The 23,755-nt window shown below is 61.3% G+C and carries 16 protein-coding genes and 4 pseudogenes; 11 read left to right on the top strand and 9 right to left on the bottom strand.

The features are described 5' to 3' along the window. Window position 1: 1 nt before the first annotated feature. The gene (locus tag HDG32_RS32515) at window positions 2–1,864 is read right to left on the bottom strand and encodes a bifunctional 3-(3-hydroxy-phenyl)propionate/3-hydroxycinnamic acid hydroxylase (RefSeq protein WP_184073623.1); all 1,863 of its coding nucleotides are present in this window, start codon (window positions 1,862–1,864) and stop codon (window positions 2–4) included. Window positions 1,865–2,084: 220 nt separating this feature from the next. On the opposite strand from HDG32_RS32515, the gene HDG32_RS32510 reads away from it, so the two are divergent. After that, window positions 2,085–2,924 carry a DNA-binding transcriptional regulator gene (locus HDG32_RS32510; RefSeq protein WP_184024662.1) on the top strand — a complete coding sequence of 280 codons (840 nt, stop codon included), beginning with the start codon at window positions 2,085–2,087 and terminating at the stop codon, window positions 2,922–2,924. Window positions 2,925–3,046: 122 nt separating this feature from the next. Here HDG32_RS32510 and HDG32_RS32505 read toward each other — a convergent pair whose 3' ends face one another. The 3 genes from HDG32_RS32505 to HDG32_RS32495 form a co-directional block, all read right to left on the bottom strand. Then, a complete protein-coding gene (locus HDG32_RS32505; protein ID WP_184073621.1) occupies window positions 3,047–4,087 on the bottom strand; it encodes an ABC transporter substrate-binding protein in 1,041 nt (346 codons plus the stop codon). Window positions 4,088–4,213: 126 nt separating this feature from the next. Continuing rightward, entirely contained in the window at window positions 4,214–5,599 is a 1,386-nt protein-coding gene (locus HDG32_RS32500) for a sensor histidine kinase (protein ID WP_184073619.1), read from the bottom strand. 2 nt (window positions 5,600–5,601) lie between these two features. Continuing rightward, window positions 5,602–6,279 (bottom strand): response regulator, encoded by a 678-nt coding sequence (locus HDG32_RS32495; RefSeq protein ID WP_184073617.1) that lies wholly within the window; start codon window positions 6,277–6,279, stop codon window positions 5,602–5,604. 279 nt (window positions 6,280–6,558) lie between these two features. On the opposite strand from HDG32_RS32495, the gene HDG32_RS32490 reads away from it, so the two are divergent. The 8 genes from HDG32_RS32490 (at window position 6,559) to HDG32_RS32455 (ending at window position 16,289) form a co-directional block, all read left to right on the top strand. Next, window positions 6,559–7,578, top strand: coding sequence for an ABC transporter substrate-binding protein (locus HDG32_RS32490; RefSeq protein ID WP_184073615.1), 1,020 nt, complete (start codon window positions 6,559–6,561; stop codon window positions 7,576–7,578). Between the two features lie 39 nt (window positions 7,579–7,617). After that, on the top strand, window positions 7,618–8,412 hold the full coding sequence (locus HDG32_RS32485) for an ABC transporter ATP-binding protein (RefSeq protein ID WP_184024643.1): 795 nt from the start codon (window positions 7,618–7,620) through the stop codon (window positions 8,410–8,412). Between the two features lie 16 nt (window positions 8,413–8,428). Next, on the top strand, window positions 8,429–9,292 hold the full coding sequence (locus tag HDG32_RS32480) for an ABC transporter permease (RefSeq protein ID WP_184061632.1): 864 nt from the start codon (window positions 8,429–8,431) through the stop codon (window positions 9,290–9,292). A 285-nt stretch (window positions 9,293–9,577) separates the two neighbouring features. Beyond that, window positions 9,578–11,053: a tetratricopeptide repeat protein gene (locus HDG32_RS32475; RefSeq protein WP_184073613.1), complete on the top strand. Its 1,476-nt coding sequence runs from the start codon at window positions 9,578–9,580 to the stop codon at window positions 11,051–11,053. A gap of 54 nt (window positions 11,054–11,107) precedes the next feature. After that, window positions 11,108–11,590, top strand: coding sequence for a glycoside hydrolase family 108 protein (locus HDG32_RS32470; RefSeq protein ID WP_184073611.1), 483 nt, complete (start codon window positions 11,108–11,110; stop codon window positions 11,588–11,590). Then, the gene (locus HDG32_RS32465) at window positions 11,590–12,282 is read left to right on the top strand and encodes a hypothetical protein (RefSeq protein ID WP_184073609.1); all 693 of its coding nucleotides are present in this window, start codon (window positions 11,590–11,592) and stop codon (window positions 12,280–12,282) included. The genes HDG32_RS32470 and HDG32_RS32465 overlap by 1 nt, the downstream gene beginning before the upstream one ends. A gap of 151 nt (window positions 12,283–12,433) precedes the next feature. After that, window positions 12,434–13,978, top strand: coding sequence for an alkaline phosphatase family protein (locus HDG32_RS32460; RefSeq protein ID WP_184073607.1), 1,545 nt, complete (start codon window positions 12,434–12,436; stop codon window positions 13,976–13,978). A gap of 589 nt (window positions 13,979–14,567) precedes the next feature. Next, the gene (locus HDG32_RS32455) at window positions 14,568–16,289 is read left to right on the top strand and encodes a DUF6311 domain-containing protein (RefSeq protein WP_184073606.1); all 1,722 of its coding nucleotides are present in this window, start codon (window positions 14,568–14,570) and stop codon (window positions 16,287–16,289) included. Between the two features lie 168 nt (window positions 16,290–16,457). Here the strand turns inward: HDG32_RS32455 and HDG32_RS32450 are convergent. Continuing rightward, window positions 16,458–16,934, bottom strand: a pseudogene (locus HDG32_RS32450) (IS5/IS1182 family transposase); the annotation flags it as partial. A gap of 3 nt (window positions 16,935–16,937) precedes the next feature. On the opposite strand from HDG32_RS32450, the pseudogene HDG32_RS36830 reads away from it, so the two are divergent. Together HDG32_RS36830 and HDG32_RS32445 are read left to right on the top strand one after the other, a co-directional pair. Then, window positions 16,938–17,249, top strand: a pseudogene (locus HDG32_RS36830) (sterol desaturase family protein); the annotation flags it as partial. Window positions 17,250–17,784: 535 nt separating this feature from the next. Further along, complete coding sequence (locus HDG32_RS32445) at window positions 17,785–18,267, top strand: 2OG-Fe(II) oxygenase (protein ID WP_090810248.1); 483 nt, start codon at window positions 17,785–17,787, stop codon at window positions 18,265–18,267. 244 nt (window positions 18,268–18,511) lie between these two features. On the opposite strand, the gene HDG32_RS32440 is transcribed toward HDG32_RS32445, so the two are convergent. The 4 genes and pseudogenes from HDG32_RS32440 to HDG32_RS32425 form a co-directional block, all read right to left on the bottom strand. Beyond that, on the bottom strand, window positions 18,512–19,156 hold the full coding sequence (locus HDG32_RS32440; protein ID WP_184073604.1) for a hypothetical protein: 645 nt from the start codon (window positions 19,154–19,156) through the stop codon (window positions 18,512–18,514). Between the two features lie 346 nt (window positions 19,157–19,502). Further along, window positions 19,503–19,631: pseudogene (locus HDG32_RS32435) on the bottom strand (IS30 family transposase); the annotation flags it as partial. Between the two features lie 147 nt (window positions 19,632–19,778). Beyond that, window positions 19,779–20,765, bottom strand: coding sequence for a dicarboxylate transporter/tellurite-resistance protein TehA (gene tehA, locus HDG32_RS32430; protein ID WP_184073602.1), 987 nt, complete (start codon window positions 20,763–20,765; stop codon window positions 19,779–19,781). A 787-nt stretch (window positions 20,766–21,552) separates the two neighbouring features. After that, window positions 21,553–23,658: pseudogene (locus HDG32_RS32425) on the bottom strand (putative bifunctional diguanylate cyclase/phosphodiesterase); the annotation flags it as partial. Window positions 23,659–23,755 lie beyond the last annotated feature (97 nt).

The following is a 23,755-nucleotide window of genomic DNA, read 5'->3' as shown; positions in this document are numbered from 1 at the left end:
ATCAGGCTCCGGCGGTTGCAGCGGTGGCGAAAATGGCGACGGCATCGGGCGCGAACGCTGCTTCGTTGCGAGAACCGGCCACGTCGGCCCGCCCCGCCGCGTCGAGATGCAGCTGCTGCGCGAGTTCGACGACGAGTTGCGACACCTGCTGCGGCGAGCCCATGCCCGCGACGAAACGATCGGGACGCAACAGCACGACCGATTCCGGCACTCGCGTGAACCAGTCCTTCAGCCGCGTGTTCACATCGCCGATCGCGATGACGTCTTCTGGCACGTCGTCATGGAAAGACAGCTGCGTGTTCGGCTTCGCGACCACGAAGCAGCCGCCGAGCCGCTGCCAGATCGCACGCGCCTGCTCCGACAAACCGAAGGTCGGTTCCGCGCCCCAGCCGACGATCGCGAAGCGGTTGCCGAGCACATCGTCGAGTCGCACGACCTCGCCGCTCTCCGTGCGCACGCGCGGTTGAATGAACATGCGGCCGACCGGCGAATGACAATGCGGGTCGCGTCCATACACGAGACGGCCGAGCCGCGACTCGCGCTTCTCGCTCATCAGACCGAGCAGGCGGCCCGGCGCCGAATGCCCCGCGCGTTCGAGCGCGCGCGCGAGCCAGCCACGCTTGCGCGGCGTGCGCGCCAGCAATACGACGCCGCTTTCATAGCGTGGCATCGGCTTGAAACGCATTTCGACGAAGTAGCGCTTGACCGCCGGGAACCAGTTGAACGTACGCACGAACGCATCGCGAAACTTGATGCCGAAGCGGCTCGTCGGCGCGAAGATGTCGCCCGCGACCTCAGAGAGGTGGATCATCGAGCGCGCATGCGAACGGCGCTCGGCGGTGTAGCTATCGAGCAGCGCATCGCCGGCGACGCCCTTGACCACCATCGCGAGTTTCCAGCCGAGGTTGCTCGCGTCGCGAATACCGCTGTTGTAGCCCTGGCCCTGCCACACCGGCATGATGTGCGCGGCGTCGCCGGCGAGCAGCACGCGCTTCACGCGGAAGCTGCTCGCGAGGCGCGCGTTGTGCGTATAGACGCGCTTGCGGATGTAGTCGACCTTCTCCGGCTCGGCGACGACCTTGCGGATCAGCGCGGCCATGTTCTCCGGCTTCGACAGCTCTTCCTCGGTCTCGCCGGGCATCACCATGAATTCGAAGCGGCGAATCCCGTGCGGCAGCGCGGCCGACACATACGGGCGCCGCGGATCGCAATGCATGTACACGTGCGGTGAGCCGATCGGGTCATTGCGCACGTCGACGACGATCCACTGATTCGGTTTCGTGCGGCCCTCGAACGGCACGTCGAGGGTGCGGCGCACGAAGCTGTTGCCGCCGTCCGCACCTACCATGTACGACGCTCGGATCGTGCGGCGGCCGCTCTGCGCGTGTTCCGCTTCGATCGTGACGCCGCTGCCGTCCTGCGTGAACGAGTCGACCGTGTGGCCGAACAGCACCTCGACGTGCGGGAAGCGTTGCAGGCCGTCGTACAACACGCGATCGGCCAGCGGCTGAATGAACGCGTTGCGGCGCGACCAGCCGAATTCGTCGGTGCGCGGCTCGATCGACGCGAAGCAGTGACCGTTGCTCGTGACGAAGCGCATCCAGTGATCGGGGGTCGTGTGCGGCAGCAATGCATCGGCGAGGCCGACGGACTGAAACACGCGCAGCGCTTCGTCATCGAGGCCGATCGCGCGCGGATAGTCGATGATCCCGTCGAGCTTTTCGATCAGCACGACGCGCACGCCCTGCAGGCCGAGATAGTTGGCGATCATCAAACCGACCGGGCCGGCGCCGATGATCGCGACGTCGGTGGTGACGGGTCCACTGTGGCCTTGCGCGGCCACCGGGTCGAGCGGTTGGGGCATGTTGTCTCCGTATGTCGACCAGAGTGACCGGGTCGAGATATTCACGGAGCGCGGCGGCGCGAACCGGCTGTCGCCATGGCGAAAAATCGCCTGCGGGCAACAGCTTGCGTCTCCATGAAATCGTTGATTTGTTGGCAGTCTAGGACCGGCCACCTGCCCGCTCAACAAAATCTGGAAATTGTGCATAGAATGCACACAGTTGATTTGATTGAGGTCTCAAGTGACCAAATACACGAATGTGCGAGGTCTGTCGCGCGGCTTGCAGGTGCTGCAGGCGCTCAACTCGATGGACAGCGGCCGCGCGACGAGCCAGCAGATCAGCGAGCTGACCGGCCTGCATCGCACCACCGCGCGGCGGCTGCTCGAAACGTTGATGGAGGAAGGCTTCGTGCGGCGCAGCGCGTCCGACGACAGCTTCCGGCTCACGCTGAAGGTGCGCGCGCTGAGCGAAGGCTTCACCGACGACGAACGTATCGCGACGATCGCGCCGCCGGTGATGGGGCGTCTGCTGCAACGCGTCGCGTGGCCGTCCGATCTGACCACTCCCGACGGCGACGCGATGATCGTCCGTGAGACCACGCACCGCTTCAGTCCGCTATCGTTTCATCGCGCGATGGTCGGCCGCCGTTTACCGATCCTGCTGACCGCGGCGGGTCGCGCGTACTTCGCGATGTGCCCCGACGAGGAGCGCGAGGACATTCTCGATCTGCTGCGCGCGGGCGCCGGCGGCGAGGAGCAGAAGGCGCTCGCGTCGAACGACGCGTTGATTCGCAGCCTCGTGCGACGCGTGCGCGCGGATGGGTTCGGCTCGAATCACGGCGACTGGGCGGATCAGGGGAAGATTGGCGCGGTTGCCGTCGCGATCGTGTTCGAGGAACGCGTGCTCGCGAGCTTGAACGTAGTGTTTCTGTCGCGCGCAGTGTCGCTCGCGGAAGCGAAGCGGCGCTATGTGCCCGAGTTGCAGACGGCCGCGCGGGAGATGGTCGAGGAACTCGCGGCGCAGACCCGCGCGAGGAGCGGAGCGGGCAAGACGCGTGCGGGACGCGAGCGCAAGTCGTGAGGTGGCTTTCGCAGCGATTCGCACGGAGCCGTTGTCCCAGTCGATATCCTCGCCGATGATCCGCATCGACGACAGCAGCGCATTGTCCTGAACCAGGAGCAACCCCCGCGGTCAGCCCGCTTTCAAGGCTTCACGTCATCGACAAACTGATTGGTAAACGTGCGCGACAGATCGATATGCCGCCCCTTCACCGCCGGATTGAAACTCGACAGTACCTTCAGCACCGTCTGCGGACCGTCGGCTGGCATCTTGCCGTCGACGGTGTACATCGGCAGCGAGGCCTGCAATGCGCTGATATACAGCGCTCTGTCGTTGCCGATGTCTTCTTTTGGCATCTGCGCGGCGATTTGTTCCGCGCTGTGGGTGCGCATATAGCGCAGCGTCTTGACGAATGCGCGCGCGAGTTTCGCGGCTTCGTCGGCATGCGCGTCGAGCCACGTGCTTTGCACATAGAGGCTCGACGCCGGATACATGCCGCCGAGCGCGGCGCGCGTGCCATCGACATTGCGCATGTCGACGAGTACTTTGGCGTCGCCCGCTTTCAATAGTTGAGTGACGGTCGGCTCGGTCGTCATACCCGCGTGAATGCGTCCTTGCCGCATCGCCGCGATGAAACTGCTGTCCGCGCCGACCGGCAGCAGCGTGTATTGCGTGGACCGCACGCCCGCGCGCTGTGCGAGGTACTGCGTGAGAAAACTCGTCGAGGAGCCGAGCCCCGTCACGCCGAGTGTTTTTCCGCGCACGTCGGCCATGCTCCGGATCGAATCGGCCGATTTCGCCGCGACCAGTTGCACTTCGCCGGGCACCTGGCTGAACACGACGATCGTCTTCACTTCCTTGCCGCGTGTCTGCAGATCGATCGTGTGATCGTAGAAGCCGACCACGCCCTGCACCGCGCCCGCGAGCATTTCGTTTTCGCCGTCTATTCCAGTCGGCTGCGACAGCAGTTCGACGTCGAGCCCTTCGGCCTTGAAATAGCCGAGCCGTTCGGCAAGACGCGCCGGCAGATAGATGAGCTTGTTGGTACCGCCCACCATGATCGCGAGTTTCTCCGGCGCGGCGGCTTGCGCAGACGTCGCGAGTCTCGCGAGCGCGCACAGCGCGAGCGACGCCGCGACGGCGGCATAGGCCGCGCGCGAGAAACGCGTCAAGGAAAGCTTCATTGGGGGTGTCTCCGTTATCTTGTGTCTGGGCGCCGCGCGGGTCGCCTGCCCGTGATTTCGAAGGTGCGAACCCTTCCCGATGCTTTCACGGCTGTGCATGTTGCGCGAACCTCGGGTTTATCCCGATCACTTCGGCGTTGCGCGCGGAAACGTCACGGCGATATGCACACCCTTGCCGCCCTCGCCCGCCTTCAGCGTGATCTCGCCGTGATGGGCGTCCGCGATTTCGCGCACGATCGCAAGACCGAGGCCCGTGCCCTCGGTATCCGTCGACGCACGAAAGAACGGCTCGAACACGCGGCTGCGCGATTCGGCCGGAATGCCGGGGCCGTTGTCGATCACGCTGACCGTCACCGCATTGGCCGCGGTATCAGCGTTCACGGCGACCGTCACGTGACCACCGCTGCCCGTATAGCGAATCGCGTTCTCGGCGAGATTCGCGATCAGTGCCTGCAACAAGCCGCGATGTCCGAGCACCGGCGCCGCGCCGTGCAATTCCGCGCCCAGATCGATTTCACGTGCCTGCGCGAGCAGGCCGAGATCTTCGACGACCTCCATCGCGAGCGGCACCAGATCGACGCGTTCCATGGCGAGCTGCGAGTTGTCGGCGGCCTCGGCCTGCGCGAGCAAAAGCAGCTTGTTGGTGAGCCCGACCATCGAGCGGTTGCTGCGATGCATCGCGGCAAGCGCTTCGTCGAGCGCGGGATTGAGGCCTTCCTGCTGCCGCGCGAATTGCAGTTGCGTGCCGAGCAGCGTGAGCGGCGTGCGCAACTGATGCGCGGCGTCGGCGATAAAGCGCCGCTGCGCCGCCACCTGCACGCCGAGCCGCGCGATGCACTGATTGATCGCATCGACGATGGGCCGCAGTTCCGTATGCAGACGCTCGACGCGAATCGGTTCGAGCTGCATCGGATCGCGGTCGGCCACCTCGTCTTTCACCTTCATCAACGGCCGCAACTCGAACGTGAGCCCGATGCAAACGAGCGCCACCGCCAGCGCGATCATTTCGAGCTGGCGCACGAGTTGCGGCCGCCACAGCTGTTGCGTCATCGCATCGCGCGAGCGCACGGTCTTGCCGACCGTCACGCGCACGGGACGCGTCGCGCCGTTGTCGTACATGAGCCGCACGATGTCGACAGCGCGCACCTGCTGGCCGTGCAACTGCGTGTAGTACGAATCCGGCACGTCGGGCGCCCGCAGCGGGCGCGGCGGAAAATCAGGCGTACCCGCGAGCAGCCGCCCATCGTCGACACGCACGCTATAGAACACCTGGTCGCGATATGGCGATGCGAAGATCTCGAGCGCGGCGGGCGGCACATCGACACGCAGAAAGCCGTCGCTCCATTCGACCTCGCCCGCGATCATCCGCGCCGACGCGACCAGCTGATTGTCCTGCACCAGATTCGCGGTGTGCCGCGCGTTGTCGTACTCGGTCTTGCCGGTCACGAACACATAAAGCGCGAGCGGTACGAGCAGCCACCACAGCAGGCGTATGCGTAGGCTATTGGCCATCGTTACTGGTCGTCTTCCCGCTTGCGCAGCAGATAGCCGAGCCCGCGCAGCGTGACGATCGCGGCCGAGCTGCCATCGAGCTTCTTGCGCAGACGCGAAATGTAGATCTCGACCGCATCCTCGCTCGGCTCGTCGGCGAGCGTGAAGATCGCATCGACGAGCGCCGGCTTCGTCACCGTCTTGCCGAGGCGCAGGATCAGCGCTTCGAGCACCGAACGCTCGCGCGGCGTCACATTCAGCGACGCGCCCTTCAGCGTGAACTGGCGCGTGTCGATGTCGAACGACAGATCGCCGCACACCACCTCGCCCGCTTTCGACGGCGACTGCCGCCGAATCGCCACCTTGATGCGCGCGATCAGCTCGCGCACTTCGAACGGCTTCACCAGATAGTCGTCGGCGCCGGCGCCGAGCAGCTCCACCTTCTCGTCGATCGAGCCGCTCGCGGTGAGGATCAGCACCGGCGTCGCGTCGCCACGCTGACGCAGCCGGCGCAGCACGTTCTTGCCCGACAGCTTCGGCAGGTTCAGGTCGAGCAGGATCACGTCGTAGTGATTGGTGCGCAGCAGGCGGTCGGCTTCATCGCCGTCCAGCACGGCGTCGAGCGCGAAGGCTTCCTGCTCCAGCATTTTCGCGAGCCAGTGCGCAAGCGTGGGGTTGTCTTCGATCAGCAGCAGCTTCATGGCGGCAACGGCAAAAGTCAGGTCGTCGATTGTGCATTAAAACAAGGGGGCTGCGCGCATACCGTGTGGTTTGCCGCATCCGTCCAGTGCCCGCCGCGAGCGCAGTGCCGATCCGCGCGCAATTTCGGCGCATTTTCGGCGCATTTTCGGGTTAACACCCATGTTTTGCGCCAAACCCCGAAAGCTGCCAGAAGGTTTCGCGTTTCTATAATCGCCCCCATTGACCCAGAAAAGCGCCGCGCACCACGCTCGCGGCGACCCACCTAAGGAGACTGCTTCATGCGTACCTTGCGCCAGATTGCCGCTGTTTCAGGAGTTGCGTTCGCCCTTGCCGCCGCATCGGCCGCCGCTCACGCCGAGAAAATCACGATCATGGTCGGCGGCGCCACCAAGATCATCTATCTGCCGGCCAAGCTCACCGAGCAGCTCGGTTACTTCAAGGACGAAGGCCTCGACGTCGAGATCCTGTCGCAGCCGGCCGGCGTCGATGCGGAGAACGAACTGCTCGCGGGTGCGGTGCAAGGCGTGGTCGGCTTCTACGATCATACGATCGACCTGCAGAGCAAGGGCAAGGAAGTGCAGGCGCTCGTCGTCTTCGGCCAGGTGCCGGGCGAAGTAGAAATGGTCTCGACGAAGGCGGCCGATTCGCTGAAGAGCATGGCCGACGTCAAAGGCAAGACACTCGGCGTGACCGGCCTCGGTTCGTCGACCAGCTTCCTCACGCAGTACCTCGCGCAGCGCGCGGGCGTGCCGTCGACGCAATACACGATGTTGCCGGTCGGCGCGGACAACAGCTTCATCGCCGCCGTCAAGCAAGGCCGCATCGACGCCGGCATGACCACCGAGCCGACCGTCTCGCAACTGCTCAAGACCGGCGACGCGAAGGTGCTGGTCGACATGCGCAACGTGGACGGCACGCGCGCCGCGCTCGGCGGCACCTACCCCGCTTCGAGCTTCTACGTGCAGCGCGCGTGGGCCGAAGCGCACAAGGACGAGGCCGCGAAGCTCTCGCATGCGTTCGTGAAGACGCTGAACTACATCGCGACGCATAGCGCCGAGGACATCGCCGCGCAGATGCCGAAAGACTACTACGGCAACAACAAGGACCTGTACGTGAACGCGCTGAAGGCGTCGCTGCCGATGTTCACGAAGGACGGCAAGATGCCCGCCGACGGCCCGGATACCGTGCTGAAGGTGCTGTCCGCATTCAATCCGTCGGTAAAGGGCAAGCATATCGATCTCGCCAAGACCTACACCAACGACTACGTGTCGGTGCCGGTCAAGACCGCGTCGAAGTAACGCTTCCTTCATATTCACAGAACTGCGAGGCACCCGCCGATGAATCAACCTATGTCACGCGAGACGCCAGCGATCGAAATGCGCAACGTGTCGTGCCGTTTCATTTCCCCGGACGGCAAGGCCACGATCGCGCTGCGCGACTTCAGCATGTCGGTGGCACGCGGCGAATTCGTCGCGGTGGTCGGCCCGACCGGCTGCGGCAAGTCCACCACGCTCAGCATGATCACCGGCTTGCTGAAGCCGACCACCGGCGAAGTGCGCGTGATGGGCGCGCCGGTGGACGGCATCGATCCGCGCATCGGTTTCGTGTTTCAGGCCGATGCGGTGTTTCCGTGGCGCTCGGTGCTCGACAACGTCGCGGCGGGTCCGCTGTATCGCGGCCGCTCGAAATCGGCCGCTTACGATGAAGCGAACGAATGGCTGCGCCGCGTGGGCCTCGACAAGTTCGGCAAGCACTATCCGCATCAACTGTCCGGCGGCATGCGCAAGCGCGTCGCGCTTGCGCAGACCTTCATCAACAAGCCGGAAATCCTGCTGATGGACGAGCCGTTCTCGGCGCTCGACATGCAGACGCGCACATTGATGCAGGACGAGTTGCTGCAATTGTGGGGCGGCGCCGGATCGGTCGTGTTCGTCACGCACGACCTCGAAGAAGCGATCGCGCTCGCCGATCGCGTGTTCGTGCTGACTGCCCGCCCCGCCACGCTGAAGAAAGTCTACGAAATCGATCTGCCGCGACCGCGCGTCACATCGGAGATCCGCTACGACTCACGCTTCATCGAAATTTCGCGCGATATCTGGCATGACCTGCGCGAAGAAGTGCAGATCGGTTAATCAAGGAACGGCAAACATGTCTACACCCTCTCAACAGATGATGCCCTCGGGCATCGACGCCGCGTCGCTCGCTCACGTCGAGCGTATTGCGCAGAAGAAGATCCGCCAGCGCCAGGTTCTGGTGATATCGCTGCGCATTCTCCTGCTCGTGGTCGTGCTCGGCGGCTGGGAACTGTCCGCGCGCCTGAAGTGGATCGACCCTTTCTTCTTCTCGATGCCGACCGAGATCTTCGCGCAGATCGTCGACTGGTTCGTGAACGGTACCTCGCAAGGGCCGCTGCTCACGCAGGTGTGGGTCACGCTCGAGGAAACGGGGCTCGGCTTCATCATCGGTTCGATCGGGGGCATCTTCTGCGGCATCGTGCTCGGCCGCAACAAGCTGCTCTCCGACGTGTTCAGCCTCTACATCAAGATCGCCAACTCGATCCCGCGCGTCGTGCTCGGCTCGGTGTTCGTGATCGCGCTCGGGCTCGGCATGGCGTCGAAAGTCGCGCTCGCGGTCGTGATGGTGTTTTTCGTCGTGTTCGCCAACGCGTTCCAGGGCGTGCGCGAAGCGGATCGCTACATGATCGCGAATGCGCAGATTCTCGGCGCGTCGCGCCGTCAGGTGACGACCTCGGTCGTGATTCCGTCGGCGCTCAGCTGGATTCTCGCGAGCCTGCACGTGAGCTTCGGCTTCGCGCTGGTCGGTGCGGTGGTCGGCGAGTTTCTTGGCTCGAAGCAGGGCATCGGCTTGCTGATCTCCACCGCACAGGGCGCGTTCAATGCGGCCGGCGTGTTCGCGGCGATGATCGTGCTGGCGGTGGTCGCGCTTGCCGCCGACTACCTGCTGACCGCGGTGGAGAGTCGATTGTTGAAGTGGCGGCCGAGTTCGGTTTAAGCCACGGCAGCGCAGAGTCCACAAACAGTAGTTCGCTTCACCGATGCCGCTCAGTCTTCTGGACTGAGCGGCATTTTTATTTGCTAACGCACATCCTGTCTCCCGCCAGCAAACTGTTTTTCGCAATACGTTGGCCACCTCGCAACACTTTTCTCTTTCAATCCCCCACCAGAAGCCAACATCCGGCTGCCAGCCCGTTCCATGCGCTATGGCACGCTCGATGCATACCCACCGCGCAAGTCAGGCGATTGCCAACATCGATCGCGGATCGAAGCGAGGTGAGTCATGTCGAGTGCACAGAGTCAACGCCGGTCAACCAACGGGTACGGCGGCCCGTTCATGCGCGCCAACACCGCGAATCGCCGCGATCGTCATCATTCGAGCGGATTCGTGCTGTTCGGCTTGCACACCGCCGGTGTGATCGGCCGCGGACCGAAACGCCTCTGGCCGTATGTCTTGCCCTGGTTGTTCATCCTACTGACGATCGGTTCCATCTGCCTCGTCGTGCGCGGCGTGCTCACGCGTCAATTGCTGGTACCGCCGGTGGAGACACCGCAAACGCTGACCGAGCGCGGCTATACGGCGAACTTTCTCGCCGAGCGGATCATGTCGGCGATGAAGGAAATCGGCCAGGATGCCGAATCGATTCCGCACGACACGATGACCAGCAACGACGCGCAGCAGGACATCCAGATTCCGGGTCAGGAAATGTCGTATGCGACGACGGTGCGCTTCATCAAAGGCGTGCTCAAACGCGACGATGTCGCCGTGCACATCGGCATCACGAAGACGAATAGCAGCGCGGATTCATACGTCGCGCACGTGCAGATAGAACACGGACCGTTCAACGGCCGCGAAAGCACGGTGCCGTTCGAAGGGCGCGACCTCGAAAAGCTCGTGCACGACATCGCAGTCACGGCGATGCGCCTCGCCGAACCTAACATCCTCGCCAGTCATCTGTTCACGCAGGTGCAAAAGACCAAGTGCTCGCTCGCGCAATGCGACTATCGCGAGATCGTCGGGATCTATGACGAAGTTCTCGCGTTGCCCTCATCCGAGCAAGCCCAATGGGCAGTCGCGGGCAAGGCGTGGTTGCTCGACAGTCAGCAGCGCTCGACAGAAGCCGAGCAGCAGATCCGTGAAGCATTGACCCAATACAAGCACTCGGCGGTGCTGCGCGCGGGTCTCGGCATTGCGCTCGAACAGCAGAACCGCATCGACGATGCGCTAAAGGAACTGCGGGCCGGCGCGAAGGAAAAGTCGCGCACCGCTGAAAACCTGCGACTGCTCGGCGACGTGCTGTTGCATTCGAAGAAGCACGATCGCGAAGCACTCGAAGCATTCAGGCAGGCTGCCAAGATGAACCCCGACTCCGTCGACACGCTGCACGACTGGGCCGAGGCGCTCGTCAAAACCGGCCACGACGACGAAGCAATCGACAAGCTGTCGCACGCCGTCGCGTTGCGTCCCGATCTCGCCCCGTCCTATGTGGAATGGGGCCACGCGCTGGAACACAAAGGCGCGCTGCGCGAGGCCGCGCGCAAGTATGCACAGGCATTGCAGCGCGACGCCGGCACGTTGTCGGCGCGCGAACGCGAACTGGCGCTCTCGACGGACGCATCGCCCGACGAAGCCGACACCCGGACATCGAGGCCTGACCTGCGCGTCAAGCCCGTTTCGAATCCCATGACGTCGTACCCGCTTCGGGCATCGCTCGATACGGTACGCGACGCCGTAGGACGGGCGATGCGAGCGGCCTGAGCCGCGCGCATTCGCCATTTGAGTTGGCAACACAGCCGAACAGGAGACAGTTCGATGGACAGCTTCGAAGATGCATTCAAAGCCTTGATCGGAAACGAAGGCGGGTACAGCTTCAATCCGGCCGATCCAGGCGGCGAAACGATGTGGGGTGTGACAGCGCGCGTCGCGCGCAGTGAGGGCTATAACGGCCCGATGAAAGACCTGCCGCTCGATACCGCCCATCAGATCGCCAAGCGCAGGTACTGGGACCCGTTGCATCTCGACGAACTCGATCCGCGCGTGGCTTTCCAGATTTTCGATGCGAACTACAACGGCGGCCTCGTCGTGCTGTGGATGCAGAAAGCGTCCGGCGCCAGGGAAGACGGCAAGTTCGGCCCCGACACGCTCGATGCGGTCAAGAACGCCGATCCGATGAAGTTCGTGATGCGCTTCGCCGCGTATCGTCTGCGGTACCTGCGGAACCTGCATTCGTGGCCGAATTTCAGCCGCGGCTGGACCGAACGCATGGCAGCCAATCTTCTCCTGGGAGCAGCATGATGGACTGGTCTAAAGTTGCGAAGAATATCAACAGCACCGCCCCGCTTCTCGCCGGGCTCGTGGGTGGTCCGGTCGGCCTCGGCGTGACCGCTGCCGCCGCGATCATCTCGCACGCGCTCGGCACGCCGAGCGACCCGGCCTTCGTGGAACCCGCGTTGAACGACCCCGGCGCACTCGAAAAACTCCGCCAGGCCGAAAGCGCGAATTCTCTGCAATTGCAGCAGTTGATGGTGACGGCCGCGCAGTCGAGCCTCGCGCACGACGCCGACATGGCCCGCATCGCCTCGAGCGACACCGCGAATGCACGCGCGATGGGTGTCGCCAATCGCGACTGGGTCCCGAAGGTGCTCGCGATGGCGGTCACCACCGGCTTCTTCGGCATTTTGCTGCTGATGGCGTTCCAGCCTTTGCCGGGTAGCAACAAGGATCTCGTCAACGTGATCGTCGGCGCGTTGGGAACCGCGTGGATCAGCATCATCGGCTATTACTTCGGCACGTCGGTCGGCTCGATGCGCAAGACCGAGCTGCTCGCGAAGCCGAGCGTGCCGATCACGGCCGATAGCGCGTTGACGTTGCGCGAACCGGCGTCGCAGTCGGGAGCGCACGCGCCGGCGGCGGCCGCGCCGTCCGGCGACCACTTCCCATCGTTCGCGCCGGGCGGGCAAGGTCCGATCTTCTCGGGCGGCAGTTGAGTCGATGCTACGTTAAGCGAATCATGCACGCGACGAAGTACATTGACCGTCGCGTGCATGTCCGCCTCAAAGCAGGGCTCTTTCGCCAGCGCGCGTTTTGCGCTAAGTTGGCAACGCGAAGTCCATCCCGTCCCGAGTGGAGCGATAAAAGATGAGTGACGTCGAGCAGAACGCGCGGAACGATCCGATCGAACACGTCGTGCTACTGTTGATGGAGAATCACTCGTTCGACCAGATGCTCGGCTGCCTCGACGCCGTGCACGACAAACTGGACGGCGTGCGCAACGCGGCCGGCAAATCGAACGCCGACGGTCAAGGCCACACCTTCTATCCGCGTGAAACGCGCGAGCGGCAGATGAAGCACGATCCGAATCACGAGCACAAGGCCGTGATGGAACAGATCGCCGCCGACAACAGCGGTTTCGTGCGTACGTTCGTGAACGACTACCCGAAGAGCAGCCTCGCCGCGCGGCAAGACGTGATGGGCTATTACCCGCTCGGCTTTCTGCCCGCGCTGCACACGCTCGGTTCGCAATTCACCGTGTGCGACCGGTGGTTCTCGTCATTGCCGGGGCCGACGTGGCCCAACCGTTTTTTCGCGCTGACGGGTACGTCGAAAGGCGAGATCGGAATGCCTTCGGGACTCGACGGGCTCAATCCGCGCTGGTACACCGAGCAGGATCAGGACACGGTTTTCGATCGGCTGAACGCCGCGCGCAAAACGTGGAGCGTCTATTTCTACGACTTCCCCGCCTCGTTGCTTCTGAAGAACCAGCGACGCGCGGAAAACCTCACGAATTACCGCTCTTTCGATAAATTCTTCGAGGACGCAGCGGGACCCGCCGGTCAGTTTCCGCAATTCGTACTGATCGAGCCGAAGTACTTTGGCGAAGCGCAGAACGACGATCATCCGCCGCACAACATCATGAAGGCAGAGAAGCTGATCGCGGATACCTACAATGCGCTGCGCTCGAATCAGGCGCTGTGGGAGCGCACGTTACTGGTGGTCCTCTACGATGAGCACGGCGGTTTCTACGACCACGTATCGCCGCCGGCCGACGCGCTCGCGCCCGACGACCACACCGCGAGCTTCGATTTCAAACGACTCGGCGTACGTGTTCCCGCCATCCTGGTGTCACCGTGGTGCGAAGCCGGCGTGTGCAACGAACGATTCGATCATTGCAGCCTGCTGAAGTACCTGTGCGACAAGTGGCAAATGCCACCGCTCGGCAAGCGCACCGAGGCGTCCGCGAACCTCGGTGTGGCAATTCGCCGTGGCGGCGGCGCGCGCACCAATACGCCGCCGTTTATTCGCGTGCCCAATCAATCGCTGATTGCGCAGCACGTCGAACTGGAGCGCAAATCGTCGAATGGCAATCAGCATGGCCTGCATCATTTCGCCGACTATCTGCACGCGGAACTGGACCGGCTCGCCGCCGAGGCGGTCGAGGCGGCCGCGCAACTGGCGCGCACCGGTAACGCATGGGTGCGCTTCAAGAGCGCGTTGGGCTCGCTGATGATGAGTCTCGGCCAGTGGCTCAACAAGGACTTCTACGACGCACGCGACCAACGCGATGCACGCACGAGCCAGGCGTTCACGCGCTTGCGGCAATCGGTCCGTGAGGCGACGCCGGGCATCGCGCGAGACGATGCGGAAGAAACGGCCTCGTCCGTCAATCCGGTCTCGCAGAAATAGCACGCCGCAAAGCGGTGGTAGTGCGGAACGTTGCCGGATGCCAGAGTTCGTGAAATCGGGGACCGTGGATTTCTTCGACTATTTCAATAGTCTTGACGCAGTGGCCGGTTGGCAGTGACGGTATCAGTGAAGCCGACGGTGAATCGTGCCACAGAAACCGGGAATTTCGGTTCGGGACCGCCGCAGCGCAGCGCCGCCGGCTATTTTCCCGGCGACAAGCGTTATCGCGGACAACGGCCACTTTCGGTCGGTCGGCAGATCCGGATGAACGGCCGCTGCTGGCCCGGTTTCAGACTGCCATAAACGACAACCCGCGGTTTAATGCTGGTGAGCGAGTTATCACCGGACATCCTGACGGTTCGCCTTGTGCTGTCCGCAAGTCGATAGTCAGGGTTGGTTCTAGACCAAACAACGTCTTCACGATTACCATTCTCCACCGTCGCTGGAGGCAGGAAGGATCTGTAGTTAGCCCGTCCTGAACAATTCGTTTTGCCGACCACGGGCGTTACGGCAACCGTCCCCGCCGCCATGCCGCTACCAGACTTTTAATCTTCGCGGCTTCGGATATCACTGCCATCAGGTTCCCGGCTTGCTCGATTCATCGCTACCGTTTTTCCAGTTGCGTTACATTCACCATCAATACGACCTAGACTTTCCATTAACAATGGCTGACTTATTCCGCATTCGGAACGTCCTGATTCCGGCCGCTATCGGCTTAATCGTTTTCCTGGCGTTCACGGGCGGACACGGGCTGAATCCGCTTCGTGTGGACTGGATTATGTCGAGCGACGGTGACGCCCCGCAGCAATACGTCGGATGGAATTTTTTCCGTCATAGTCCGTATCTGCAATTCCCCTTAGGCCTGAATCCGGGGTACGGGGAAGTCATCGGTAGTTCGATCGTATTCTCGGATTCAATACCGTTGTTCGCAATCCTGTTCAAGCTGGTTCGCGGCGTCCTGCCGGACCAATTTCAATATTTTGGGCTATGGATCGCTGCCTGCTTTGCTTTACAGGCCGTTTTTGCCTGGGCGATCCTGTCGCTGCGCACCACGGACAACGTGATCAAAGCACTAGGTTGCGCACTTCTGACACTCTCTCCGCCTATGCTTTGGCGGCTTCACGGACATGAGGCCCTGATAGGGCATTGGCTGCTGCTTGCCGCGCTATATCTCTATCTGACCAACCGGGGCAGGATGTGGCACTGGATTCTGTTGATTTGCGTGACCGCATCGATTCACGCCTATTTGCTTGCCATGGTCGCAGGCATCTGGTTTGCCGATCGGGTACGCCTGCTTGCGCCCGGTAGCTCAAGATTGAAGCAATTGGCTGTCGAGCTTCCGTGTCTTGCCGTTGCGGTTTTGATCACGACCTGGTCGGTCGGCTATTACACGGTCAGAAGCGTCGTGTCGGGGGGATTCGGCACCTATCGCGTCACCCTGACCTCGCCGTTCCGGGCGGAGGCCATCTGGTCGATCTGGAGCAGCTATGGATTCCTCGGCGGAGATTACGAAGGTTTCTGCTACATCGGTGCTGGCGTCTTACTGCTTTTCGTGACGACGGCGGTCTTGATCATAAAACATCGCAAGAACGCGCCCATTGCCTGGGGCACGCACGCGTCACTGATTTTCGTGTGCGCGCTGTTTTATCTGTTCGCGCTGTCAAACCGGGTCTCTCTCGGCGGCCGCCATGAGCTGTTCCAGTACCCGATGCCGGCCTTCCTGACAGGATTCACGTCGACATTCCGCGCCTCGGGTCGCTTTATCTGGCCGGTTTTTTATGCGGCTATTGTCTTTCTGCTATTTCGCTTCATCAAACTCTCGCCCAGAAAATGGGTAGTTCCTCTTTTGTGTGTCTTCGTGGTCTTCCAGGCCACGGATCTGATCAAGGCGTCAAAGTATTTCAGAAGCCAATGGACGCAGCAGTGGACCCCGTCCCTCACGTCCGATTTCTGGAAAGAGGTGCCCCGGCAGTACAAGCGGATCGCGTTTGTCATGCCGCTAGATGGCGGCTACACCTATGTCCCGATTGCGTTCATGGCGTCTAATGCGAAGATGACGATCAACGGCGGCAATCTTGCGCGCGTCGATTTCGACAAGCTCGGCCAGGTGCAGGCGCAATTGCAGGATACGATCGAGCACGGTACTTATTCGCCCGACACGCTTTACGTGTTCCATACCCCGCAAAGCTGGGCGACAGCCAAGGCAAATTTCAAGGGCGATGGATTTGTCGGAACAGTCGACAACTATGACGTAATCGCACCGGGTTGGCATGGATGCACGACGTCGTGCGGTGCATTGGCGAACAAGTAATGTAAGTTCGTGAATTATCTTATAGGTACGGCTTGTCCATCTGAAATGTTCCCCGCGTCCCTGTTCCGGATGGTCATGCTGTACGCGTGAAACGTCGCGACGAGGGATTGGGGAGCACCCGCGACTAGCTGGTCCGTCCGGAACAATTCGTTTTGCCGACCACGGGCGTTACGGCGATGGGGTCACGGCAACGCTGCGGTTAATCAGGGCAGCGAGAATGAAGGCACAAAGAAGCCGCAGCTTCCTCAGGATCATCCGCAGGTTGTGACCGGCGCCGCACAACACCGCGTGCATCGCATCGCCGAGCGCGCCCTTGAGCCGGTTGCGATCGAGTTTTCCGTCTGTCTTCATATGGCCGATGGCTGGCCAGATTGCACTTCGCCGTCTGATCATCGCGCGTAGTCCGCGTGTGATGCCCCGCCGCAGGCCCGGGTGGTAAATCTTCACGTCGTCGACGGCGACACCCTTGTAACCGCGATCTACGATTGCCACCTCGGGCTTCGCCTCACTCAGGATCGAGGCCTGTTCCAGCGCTTCAGCCAGCGTATGACCGTCGTACGGATTGCCCGGCATCGAGCGCATGCCGATCGCCAGGCCCTCCTTGTGCGTTGTAGTTATGGACACTTTCACACCGAACTCGTATGGGATGAATATCTGGATGGAAACTACCGTGGCGTGCTGATTGTGTTCGACCGACTCTTTGGCACCTACATAGCTGAACAGCGCGACACGCCGTGCCGCTTTGGGCTGGTGCGACCGATGACGACATATATTCTGCTGACTATCGAGTTCGACCACTGGCGTGCATTGTGGCGCGATCTGCGAACGGCGCACTCTTTGCGCGAGGCGTGTGGCTATGTGTTCAAGCCGCCTGGTTGGCGGCCTGATGGCAGCGGGCAGACAACCGAAGACCTGAGGCGTGGTGCTAACCCGCAGCACTTCGCCGAGGGACCGCAATAACCGTCCGATATCAGCCGGAGAGCGGCCGCTTACGAAGGCGGATTCAACCGGTCGATGCAATAGTTCGATCGAATCGTTCAGCCGGTGTTTCGTAATCCAGGGTCTTTCGTGGTCGCTCGTTCAGCCTTCGTCCCACTCGTGTAGACTGCGCGGTTGTCCCAACAGATCGACCACCTCGACCCGGCTCTTCCTGCTGGGTCCGGCGTGTGTCAATGCCCGCGTTCGACGCGCCCCCGACAATGCTTGATGGTTTTGACCAGCTGGTAGCAGACCCGAGCGAGTACTCGATCGAGCCGCCAGCGGAAGAACAAATAAAACGGATGCATTTCTGGAACACCCCCTGATTGAAGCGGAAATCGAATTGCTGGTTGATTGCCTGATCGGCGACGCCGCGCCGGACGAGGCAATCGATGTCGCGTCGAATTCCCGATCCAGCGAATTCGACATCGCGACACGCGCGCTCGCCGTCGACGGCTGGTGTGTCGTGTCGAACTTTTTGTCACAGAGCCAGACGCAGGCCTTATCGACCGAATGCATGGCCATGCACGACGCACAGCTGCTGACACCAGCCCGTGTGGGGGCCAATCGCGCTGCCACACTTTTGCGCGGCGATAGCACGCACTGGTTCCAACCCGACGCGCTGAGCACGCGGCAGCAGGCGTTCGCCGATCGCATCGACGCGCTACGGAACGCGCTCAACCGCGACCTGTTTCTCGGTCTGGTCGATAGCGAATCACACTACGCGGTATATCCGCCAGGTGCCGGATACGCACGCCACCTCGACTGCCTGCGTAACAGCGACAGCCGCGTGATTTCCGCTGTGTTCTACCTCAACGAAGCGTGGCAGGACGCCGAGGGCGGCGCACTGCGGCTATACCTTGCCGATCAGTCTTATCACGACGTCTTTCCGCGCGCCGGAACGCTGCTCTTGTTTCTCTCGGCGGAGTTTGAACACGAGGTGCTGCCCGCCACGCGCGACCGCATGAGCATTGCATGCTGGATGAGGCAGAGGGTGTAAGCCGAACCGCGTGCGCATCTGTGGTTAACGATCCAGGATGGCGCCCTTTCGGATCAGCTTGACAATCAATTGCCGGATTTCGTTAGTGTCCAGTGCGGCATGGTGCCGATAGCATATGCGCGAAGCCAACGCCGAGTCACGACAATGTGGCCGAGCTCGGAAGCTCAATCAAGCCGTGAGCCCTCCTTTCGCCCCCGTCACGCTGGGTGCAGCAGACGCGGGAACAGAGCCCCCAAAAAATAGCTCAGTGTCGGAGATTTTCCTCGCAATCTTCCCAGTACCGAAGCGGGTCGCGATGTTGTGGATAGTGTAAGTTGAGCCACTCTGACAACCTGGCCCAATCGGGATGGTTGGTACCAGTTTGAGCCGACCAGATCGACGACCTCTCAAGTACTTGACCGTTCACGCGATCACGGACGAGCAAGCTGCCCAGTCCGCTTGAACTGTCCGTCTGTGACTCAACCAGATACCGCGGCAGAATCCTGAGCTCAGCATCCTCGGCCCACCCGTATAAGGCGCGGACCACGCCGGACGGATCGCGCAACTCTATGGGTCCGCTTTCCGGGCGAACGGCTGTCCAACCTTCAGGAAACTCAGTGACAACCTCGTTTTTACCTTCCCTTACCCACTTCGCGCGCCATGCCCTCGCCATCGACTCGCGCATGCGAGATACCGACTCGTAGGCAGCAGGCAACTCGATCGCCATCGGAAGAGTAATGAGGTTGTCTTTCCAGAGTTTGGCTTCGTCGTCGACGCGCTCGACCTCGTCGAACACCCCTGCATCGAATGGGTTCTCTGGCCGGCTCGATACTTTCACGTTCCCATTAGGCAGACCCTCGAAAAGGCGCTCAGCATCATGGCGGGTAAGTTTCGTCTTTCCTTTCTTCATTGGGCTCTCTGCAACAAGGTTGTCGCTAACGCGTAGGCCATAACGACCGAAATCGGGCGCCACTTCCTCTCACGCGCGTTTGAAGATGCTCACGATCCTATTCTGCGCTATTCGCATGTTACCGGCTTGCGCGGCGGCAATGGCGCGGCTTATGCCGCCGCTCCTGCCAAACATCAGACGGGTCGATCCTCGCACAGGATCAGAGGATGAGCGGACGGGCGTCTATCGACTTCTCGCGAAGTCTCCTTCTACCACAGCGGTTATCGAATGGAAGGAGGTGGCAGAATCCGGGCAACTGAACTGCCGTACACGACCCACTTGCGCCGCTCAGCCTAGGTTTGCGGATTCAACCGGTGGATGCAACAGTTTGTTGAAATCGTTTGGCAGGCGTTTCGTAGTTTAGGGTTTTTCGTGGACGCTCGTTTAGACGCCTGGCAACGGCGTTGAGTTTCGCCTGTGAATAGATCGAAAGATCAGGGCTCTGGCGTAACACTTCGTCCCCGAATACCGGTGAGCTAGATTGGGAGTCTTTGTGAATGACGAGGGTTGCCGATATCCCACGTTCGCGTGCGGGAGATTCGGTTTCGGGGTGACATTGGAGTGGGCGAGGTGGATCGTCGGCCTACGCCTTGTGGTCATCCTGTGCTGGCATCGCAGTGGGCGCGGGCAGCAAATTCCCGGTAACCAGTAGATGCAGGGTTCGAATTACAAGATACCCCACCGCCAAGTTCGCCAGCCCGAATGCGGGCAACGCGAGCCATGTGAGTGGCGCGCCAACCCCTTCGGTGGTTAGGCGCATGATCGACAGAGCGAGTGCAGTGATGCCGAAACTGAATGTCCAAAAGCTTGCGCTAAACGCTTGCTGCCCAAACCACGGAAGCAGGCGGCAAAGTACTGCCGCCTGAAAAATCCCGTAGCCGACAAGGCCCTGCGCGAGCAGGTCTGGCTTTTGTCCGTTAATCGACAGCCACGCGACGCAGCCGACAACTGACGGCGCCAACTGAATGCCGAGGGTCGCACGAATGGATAAGGCCAGCGGTGCAGTCGTATAGAGCCTGTGCAGCAGCACGGATTCGATGGCTAGCCATGCGAAGAAACCTGCACCGAAGAACAGTGCACCGAGTCCTTCATAGCCCAGAGCGCCGGATACGATTGACGCAACGAAATTCCCAGCAACCGTCGGGAGGTAGAGAACGGCTGTGGTCGCCTCCGGCGCGCGACTGCCCTGCCACAGCCATCCTGTCCGCCAAACGCCGAACGCGGCTCCGCCTGCCCATCCGACTGAGGCGAGAACCAGGGCGGCGACGCGGGAATAAGGAACCAGTGCCAAGGCAATCAGCAGGGTGGCGACAAACGCCAGGCCGACGAAGCAGCATGCGACCGGATGGCCGATTTCGGCAATCGCCGCGGTTCGGTGATAGATCCATTTGTGCGCATACGCGAGGACTAGCACGAGCCAAACCAGCCCAGCGAACGCCAGCACGATCTCGCCGACCGTAGCGGGCAGAGGCCACAACTTCAACGCTTCGCGCCAGTCACTGCCGAGCCCGGCAAGACCCAGAACGATCCCAAAGAACGACGCGGGTAACGGAGCAGCGGGCGTTTTCATTGATGTAACCTCTGTAGCTACGGCCGAAAACGGCGGACACCTACCTCCGCGAAGTCATCACTAGAATCGCTGGTTAGCGCGGCGATCTCATACCTTGTCAAATCCGACCGGTGTTGTCGGTAGGGTATCAGTAAAAACGTTCTTCATTCAATGCACGGGGTTGCCGCCCCGGTTTCATCGGGTAAAGTTTCACGTCACGGATGTCGGTGTATGACTGCTCCCCTACGCAGGGCAAACTTTGCGAGTGTCTGCTATCAAGACCGGTGAGCGGCCGGTGTGGGTCGGCAAGGAGCATTCAACTCCCTCGTAAGCGGCCGTCCGCTGCCGACAAGTTTGACCGGTAGCTGAATGACTGCTGTGGCCGATGACCCGACTCACGAAACAGAAGAAGGGACGGCCGTTGTACTTCGGAAGCGGCCGTTGCGGTGGCAATAGTCCGAACGGCGGTTCAGGGTCGACCTCTGCCCGACGCGGACTGATGAATGGCGGCTCACTCGGCGTGTTAAACGTCGGACTGGGTTCGGCCACAAGCCGCCGTTGGTCGATGCCTCGATATACACGTTCAGGCGTATCTTCAAGCCAGCAAACGGACTTTCGAGCGTTGAGTCCATCTGTCGCGAGACCGGCCTTTGCGGCCGTTGGCGCCCCGTCCGATCGCAACCTGTCCAATGGCTGCTCCCGAAAACTCGGAGGACTGAGGTCGAACTGTTTTCGACCGTTCGAGACTACCGTAACCGGGGCTCGTTTCTCGATACCTGGCATACACTCGTTCGGCGATAGCTCACGATTATTCGTCGCGCACCTCTTGGTGAGCCGCCTGCCTGGCTGTCGGCCACACCCGCTCCTCAAATTGATCAGATGGAACCGGCTCCGAATACAAAAAGCCTTGCGCAAAGTCACAACCCACGGCGGCGAGAAAATCACGTTGATCCGTCGTCTCGACCCCCTCGGCAATAACCTGCAATCCCAACTTGTGAGCGAGCATGACCATTGCTTCGCAGAGCGCCTGATTGCCGCCGTCGAAACCGAGGTTCTGTACGAATGAACGGTCGATCTTGAGATAATCGATGTCGAAGCGCTTCAGATAGGCTAAGGACGAGTAACCGGTCCCGAAGTCGTCGATCGAAATCCCGATTCCTGCCTCGCGGAAACTCAGCAACTTCTCGTTCAATTCGGCGTCCAGTAACAGCCCTTCGGTTATTTCAATTGCCACGCTCTGTCTAGGCATGCCTTGCCGAATGAGGTATTCCGACCATTGGATACACACCAGATTGTCCTGGCGAATCTGCACCGGTGAAATGTTGACACTGATCTGAAACGATGGATGGAATCGTCGGCGCCATTGACGCGCCTGGCGCACGGCCTGTTTGAACACCCAATCGCCGATCGGAACGATGAGCCCCGTGTCTTCGGCCAATGCGATGAAATCCACTGGACTGATCGTGCCGCGCACCGGGTGTAGCCAGCGAATTAGCGCTTCAGCTTTGTAAATTTCGCCAGTCGCCAGATTGACGATAGGCTGGTAATAAACACGGAACTGTTCGGCTTGCAGGGCGGTACGTAGATCGCTCGTGAGACGCCGGCGCTTTTCTGCCGCCACTTGCAACTCGGGCGTAAAGTAGTGGAAACGGTTGCGCCCCGCGGCTTTGGCCGCGTACATGGCCTGGTCGGCATTCTTGAAGAGAACATCCAGTTCTGTCCCGTCGTCAGGGTAAAGCGTAACTCCTACACTCGCAGAAATGAAAGCCTCGTCCGGACCAAGCTTGAAGGGTTGGGCCAGCGTGGCGATGATCGTCTTCGCGATCTGTTCGATGCTCCCGGTGTCGTCCAACTCGGGCAGAATCACTGTGAACTCGTCACCGCCAAGTCGAGCGACCGTGTCGAATTCACGCACACACGAGGTAATGCGCCTCGCGGCCTCGATCAGCAGGATGTCGCCCATATCGTGTCCGAGCGAGTCGTTGACCTCCTTGAAGCGGTCGAGATCGATCAGCATCAAGGCCATCGGCCGCCCGGAGCGATGGGACACGCCGGCTTCATGCTCGAGACGGGCATGAAACATCTGGCGGTTCGGGAGATGGGTCAGCGCATCGTAATTAGCCTGTTTCCATATCGTTGCCTCGAATGCCATCCGGTCCGACAAATCACGACCGACCGCCAACACGGAGTTCACCTCGCCCGACGCGTCGATCTCTGGAGTGAGCCTGATATGGCTGCACTGTTCCTGTCCGTCCTTACTGAGCCATCTCAGTTCGAATTGGCGACTTTTCCCGGTTGTAATGGTTTCGCTGATCTTCTTCTCGTAAGCCAGCGCGTTAGCACCGCCCGGTATCTCTGAGGGCCGTTTGCCGAGCGATTCGCGAAGGCTGCGGGCCGCCGAGACACAGAAAGCCGGATTGGCGTAGGTGCGGCGCAGCTCCCGGTCGTAGCGCGTGATCGTGTCAGGTGAATTCTCGATCAACGTGCGCGACTCCTGCTCTTTGGCGACGAGCTCGGCCGTTCGCTCGATGACCGTCTGCTCCAGGGTAGCGTTGATCTCGTTGATCTTCTGGATCTTCTGCCCGATCGCCGCACTCATTCGTTCGAACCTGTGCGCCAATCTGCCCAATTCATCCTTTACGCCAATCTCACTGCGCGCGTCCACCGATGCCTCCGCCTCTGCGCCTGCATCGCTACCGGTGTCGTCCATCCTTCGCACCAGATCTTTGAGCGGTACAGAGATGCTGTGTGAAATGAAGTTGGCGAGGAAGATCGAAAGCAGAAACCCCGAAATGCCCACCAGTATGATCTGATCGCGGACGGACTGTGCCTCCGCCGTCAACTTCTTCTCCGGGATCGTACTGACCACAAACCATTTTGTGCCGGCGATACCCGTGTATGCAGCGAGATATCGGTCGGGCGGTTTCAAAGGTGAAGCGCAACACAGGGCTTAATGAACGGAAGTATCAGGTCGGGAGGCAAGTTCAAGCATGCTGGCGAAGACTTCGAAC

Source organism: Paraburkholderia sp. CI2 (assembly GCF_014201055.1).
GTDB lineage: Bacteria > Pseudomonadota > Gammaproteobacteria > Burkholderiales > Burkholderiaceae > Paraburkholderia > Paraburkholderia tuberum.
The sequence above is the reverse complement of the archived record's forward strand: the minus strand, read 5'-3'. Positions and strand labels throughout refer to the sequence as shown.

Excerpts from the sequence above, each read along its gene's own strand:
- HDG32_RS32515 (WP_184073623.1), bottom strand. The coding sequence starts at position 1,864 with ATGCCCCAACCGCTCGACCCGGTGGCCGCGCAAGGCCACAGTGGACCC.
- HDG32_RS32470 (WP_184073611.1), top strand. The coding sequence starts at position 11,108 with ATGGACAGCTTCGAAGATGCATTCAAAGCCTTGATCGGAAACGAAGGC.
- HDG32_RS32485 (WP_184024643.1), top strand. The coding sequence starts at position 7,618 with ATGAATCAACCTATGTCACGCGAGACGCCAGCGATCGAAATGCGCAAC.
- HDG32_RS32480 (WP_184061632.1), top strand. The coding sequence starts at position 8,429 with ATGTCTACACCCTCTCAACAGATGATGCCCTCGGGCATCGACGCCGCG.
- HDG32_RS32440 (WP_184073604.1), bottom strand. The coding sequence starts at position 19,156 with ATGAAGAAAGGAAAGACGAAACTTACCCGCCATGATGCTGAGCGCCTT.
- HDG32_RS32490 (WP_184073615.1), top strand. The coding sequence starts at position 6,559 with ATGCGTACCTTGCGCCAGATTGCCGCTGTTTCAGGAGTTGCGTTCGCC.
- HDG32_RS32465 (WP_184073609.1), top strand. The coding sequence starts at position 11,590 with ATGGACTGGTCTAAAGTTGCGAAGAATATCAACAGCACCGCCCCGCTT.
- HDG32_RS32460 (WP_184073607.1), top strand. The coding sequence starts at position 12,434 with ATGAGTGACGTCGAGCAGAACGCGCGGAACGATCCGATCGAACACGTC.
- HDG32_RS32445 (WP_090810248.1), top strand. The coding sequence starts at position 17,785 with ATGGCCATGCACGACGCACAGCTGCTGACACCAGCCCGTGTGGGGGCC.
- tehA (WP_184073602.1), bottom strand. The coding sequence starts at position 20,765 with ATGAAAACGCCCGCTGCTCCGTTACCCGCGTCGTTCTTTGGGATCGTT.
- HDG32_RS32475 (WP_184073613.1), top strand. The coding sequence starts at position 9,578 with ATGTCGAGTGCACAGAGTCAACGCCGGTCAACCAACGGGTACGGCGGC.
- HDG32_RS32500 (WP_184073619.1), bottom strand. The coding sequence starts at position 5,599 with ATGGCCAATAGCCTACGCATACGCCTGCTGTGGTGGCTGCTCGTACCG.
- HDG32_RS32505 (WP_184073621.1), bottom strand. The coding sequence starts at position 4,087 with ATGAAGCTTTCCTTGACGCGTTTCTCGCGCGCGGCCTATGCCGCCGTC.
- HDG32_RS32495 (WP_184073617.1), bottom strand. The coding sequence starts at position 6,279 with ATGAAGCTGCTGCTGATCGAAGACAACCCCACGCTTGCGCACTGGCTC.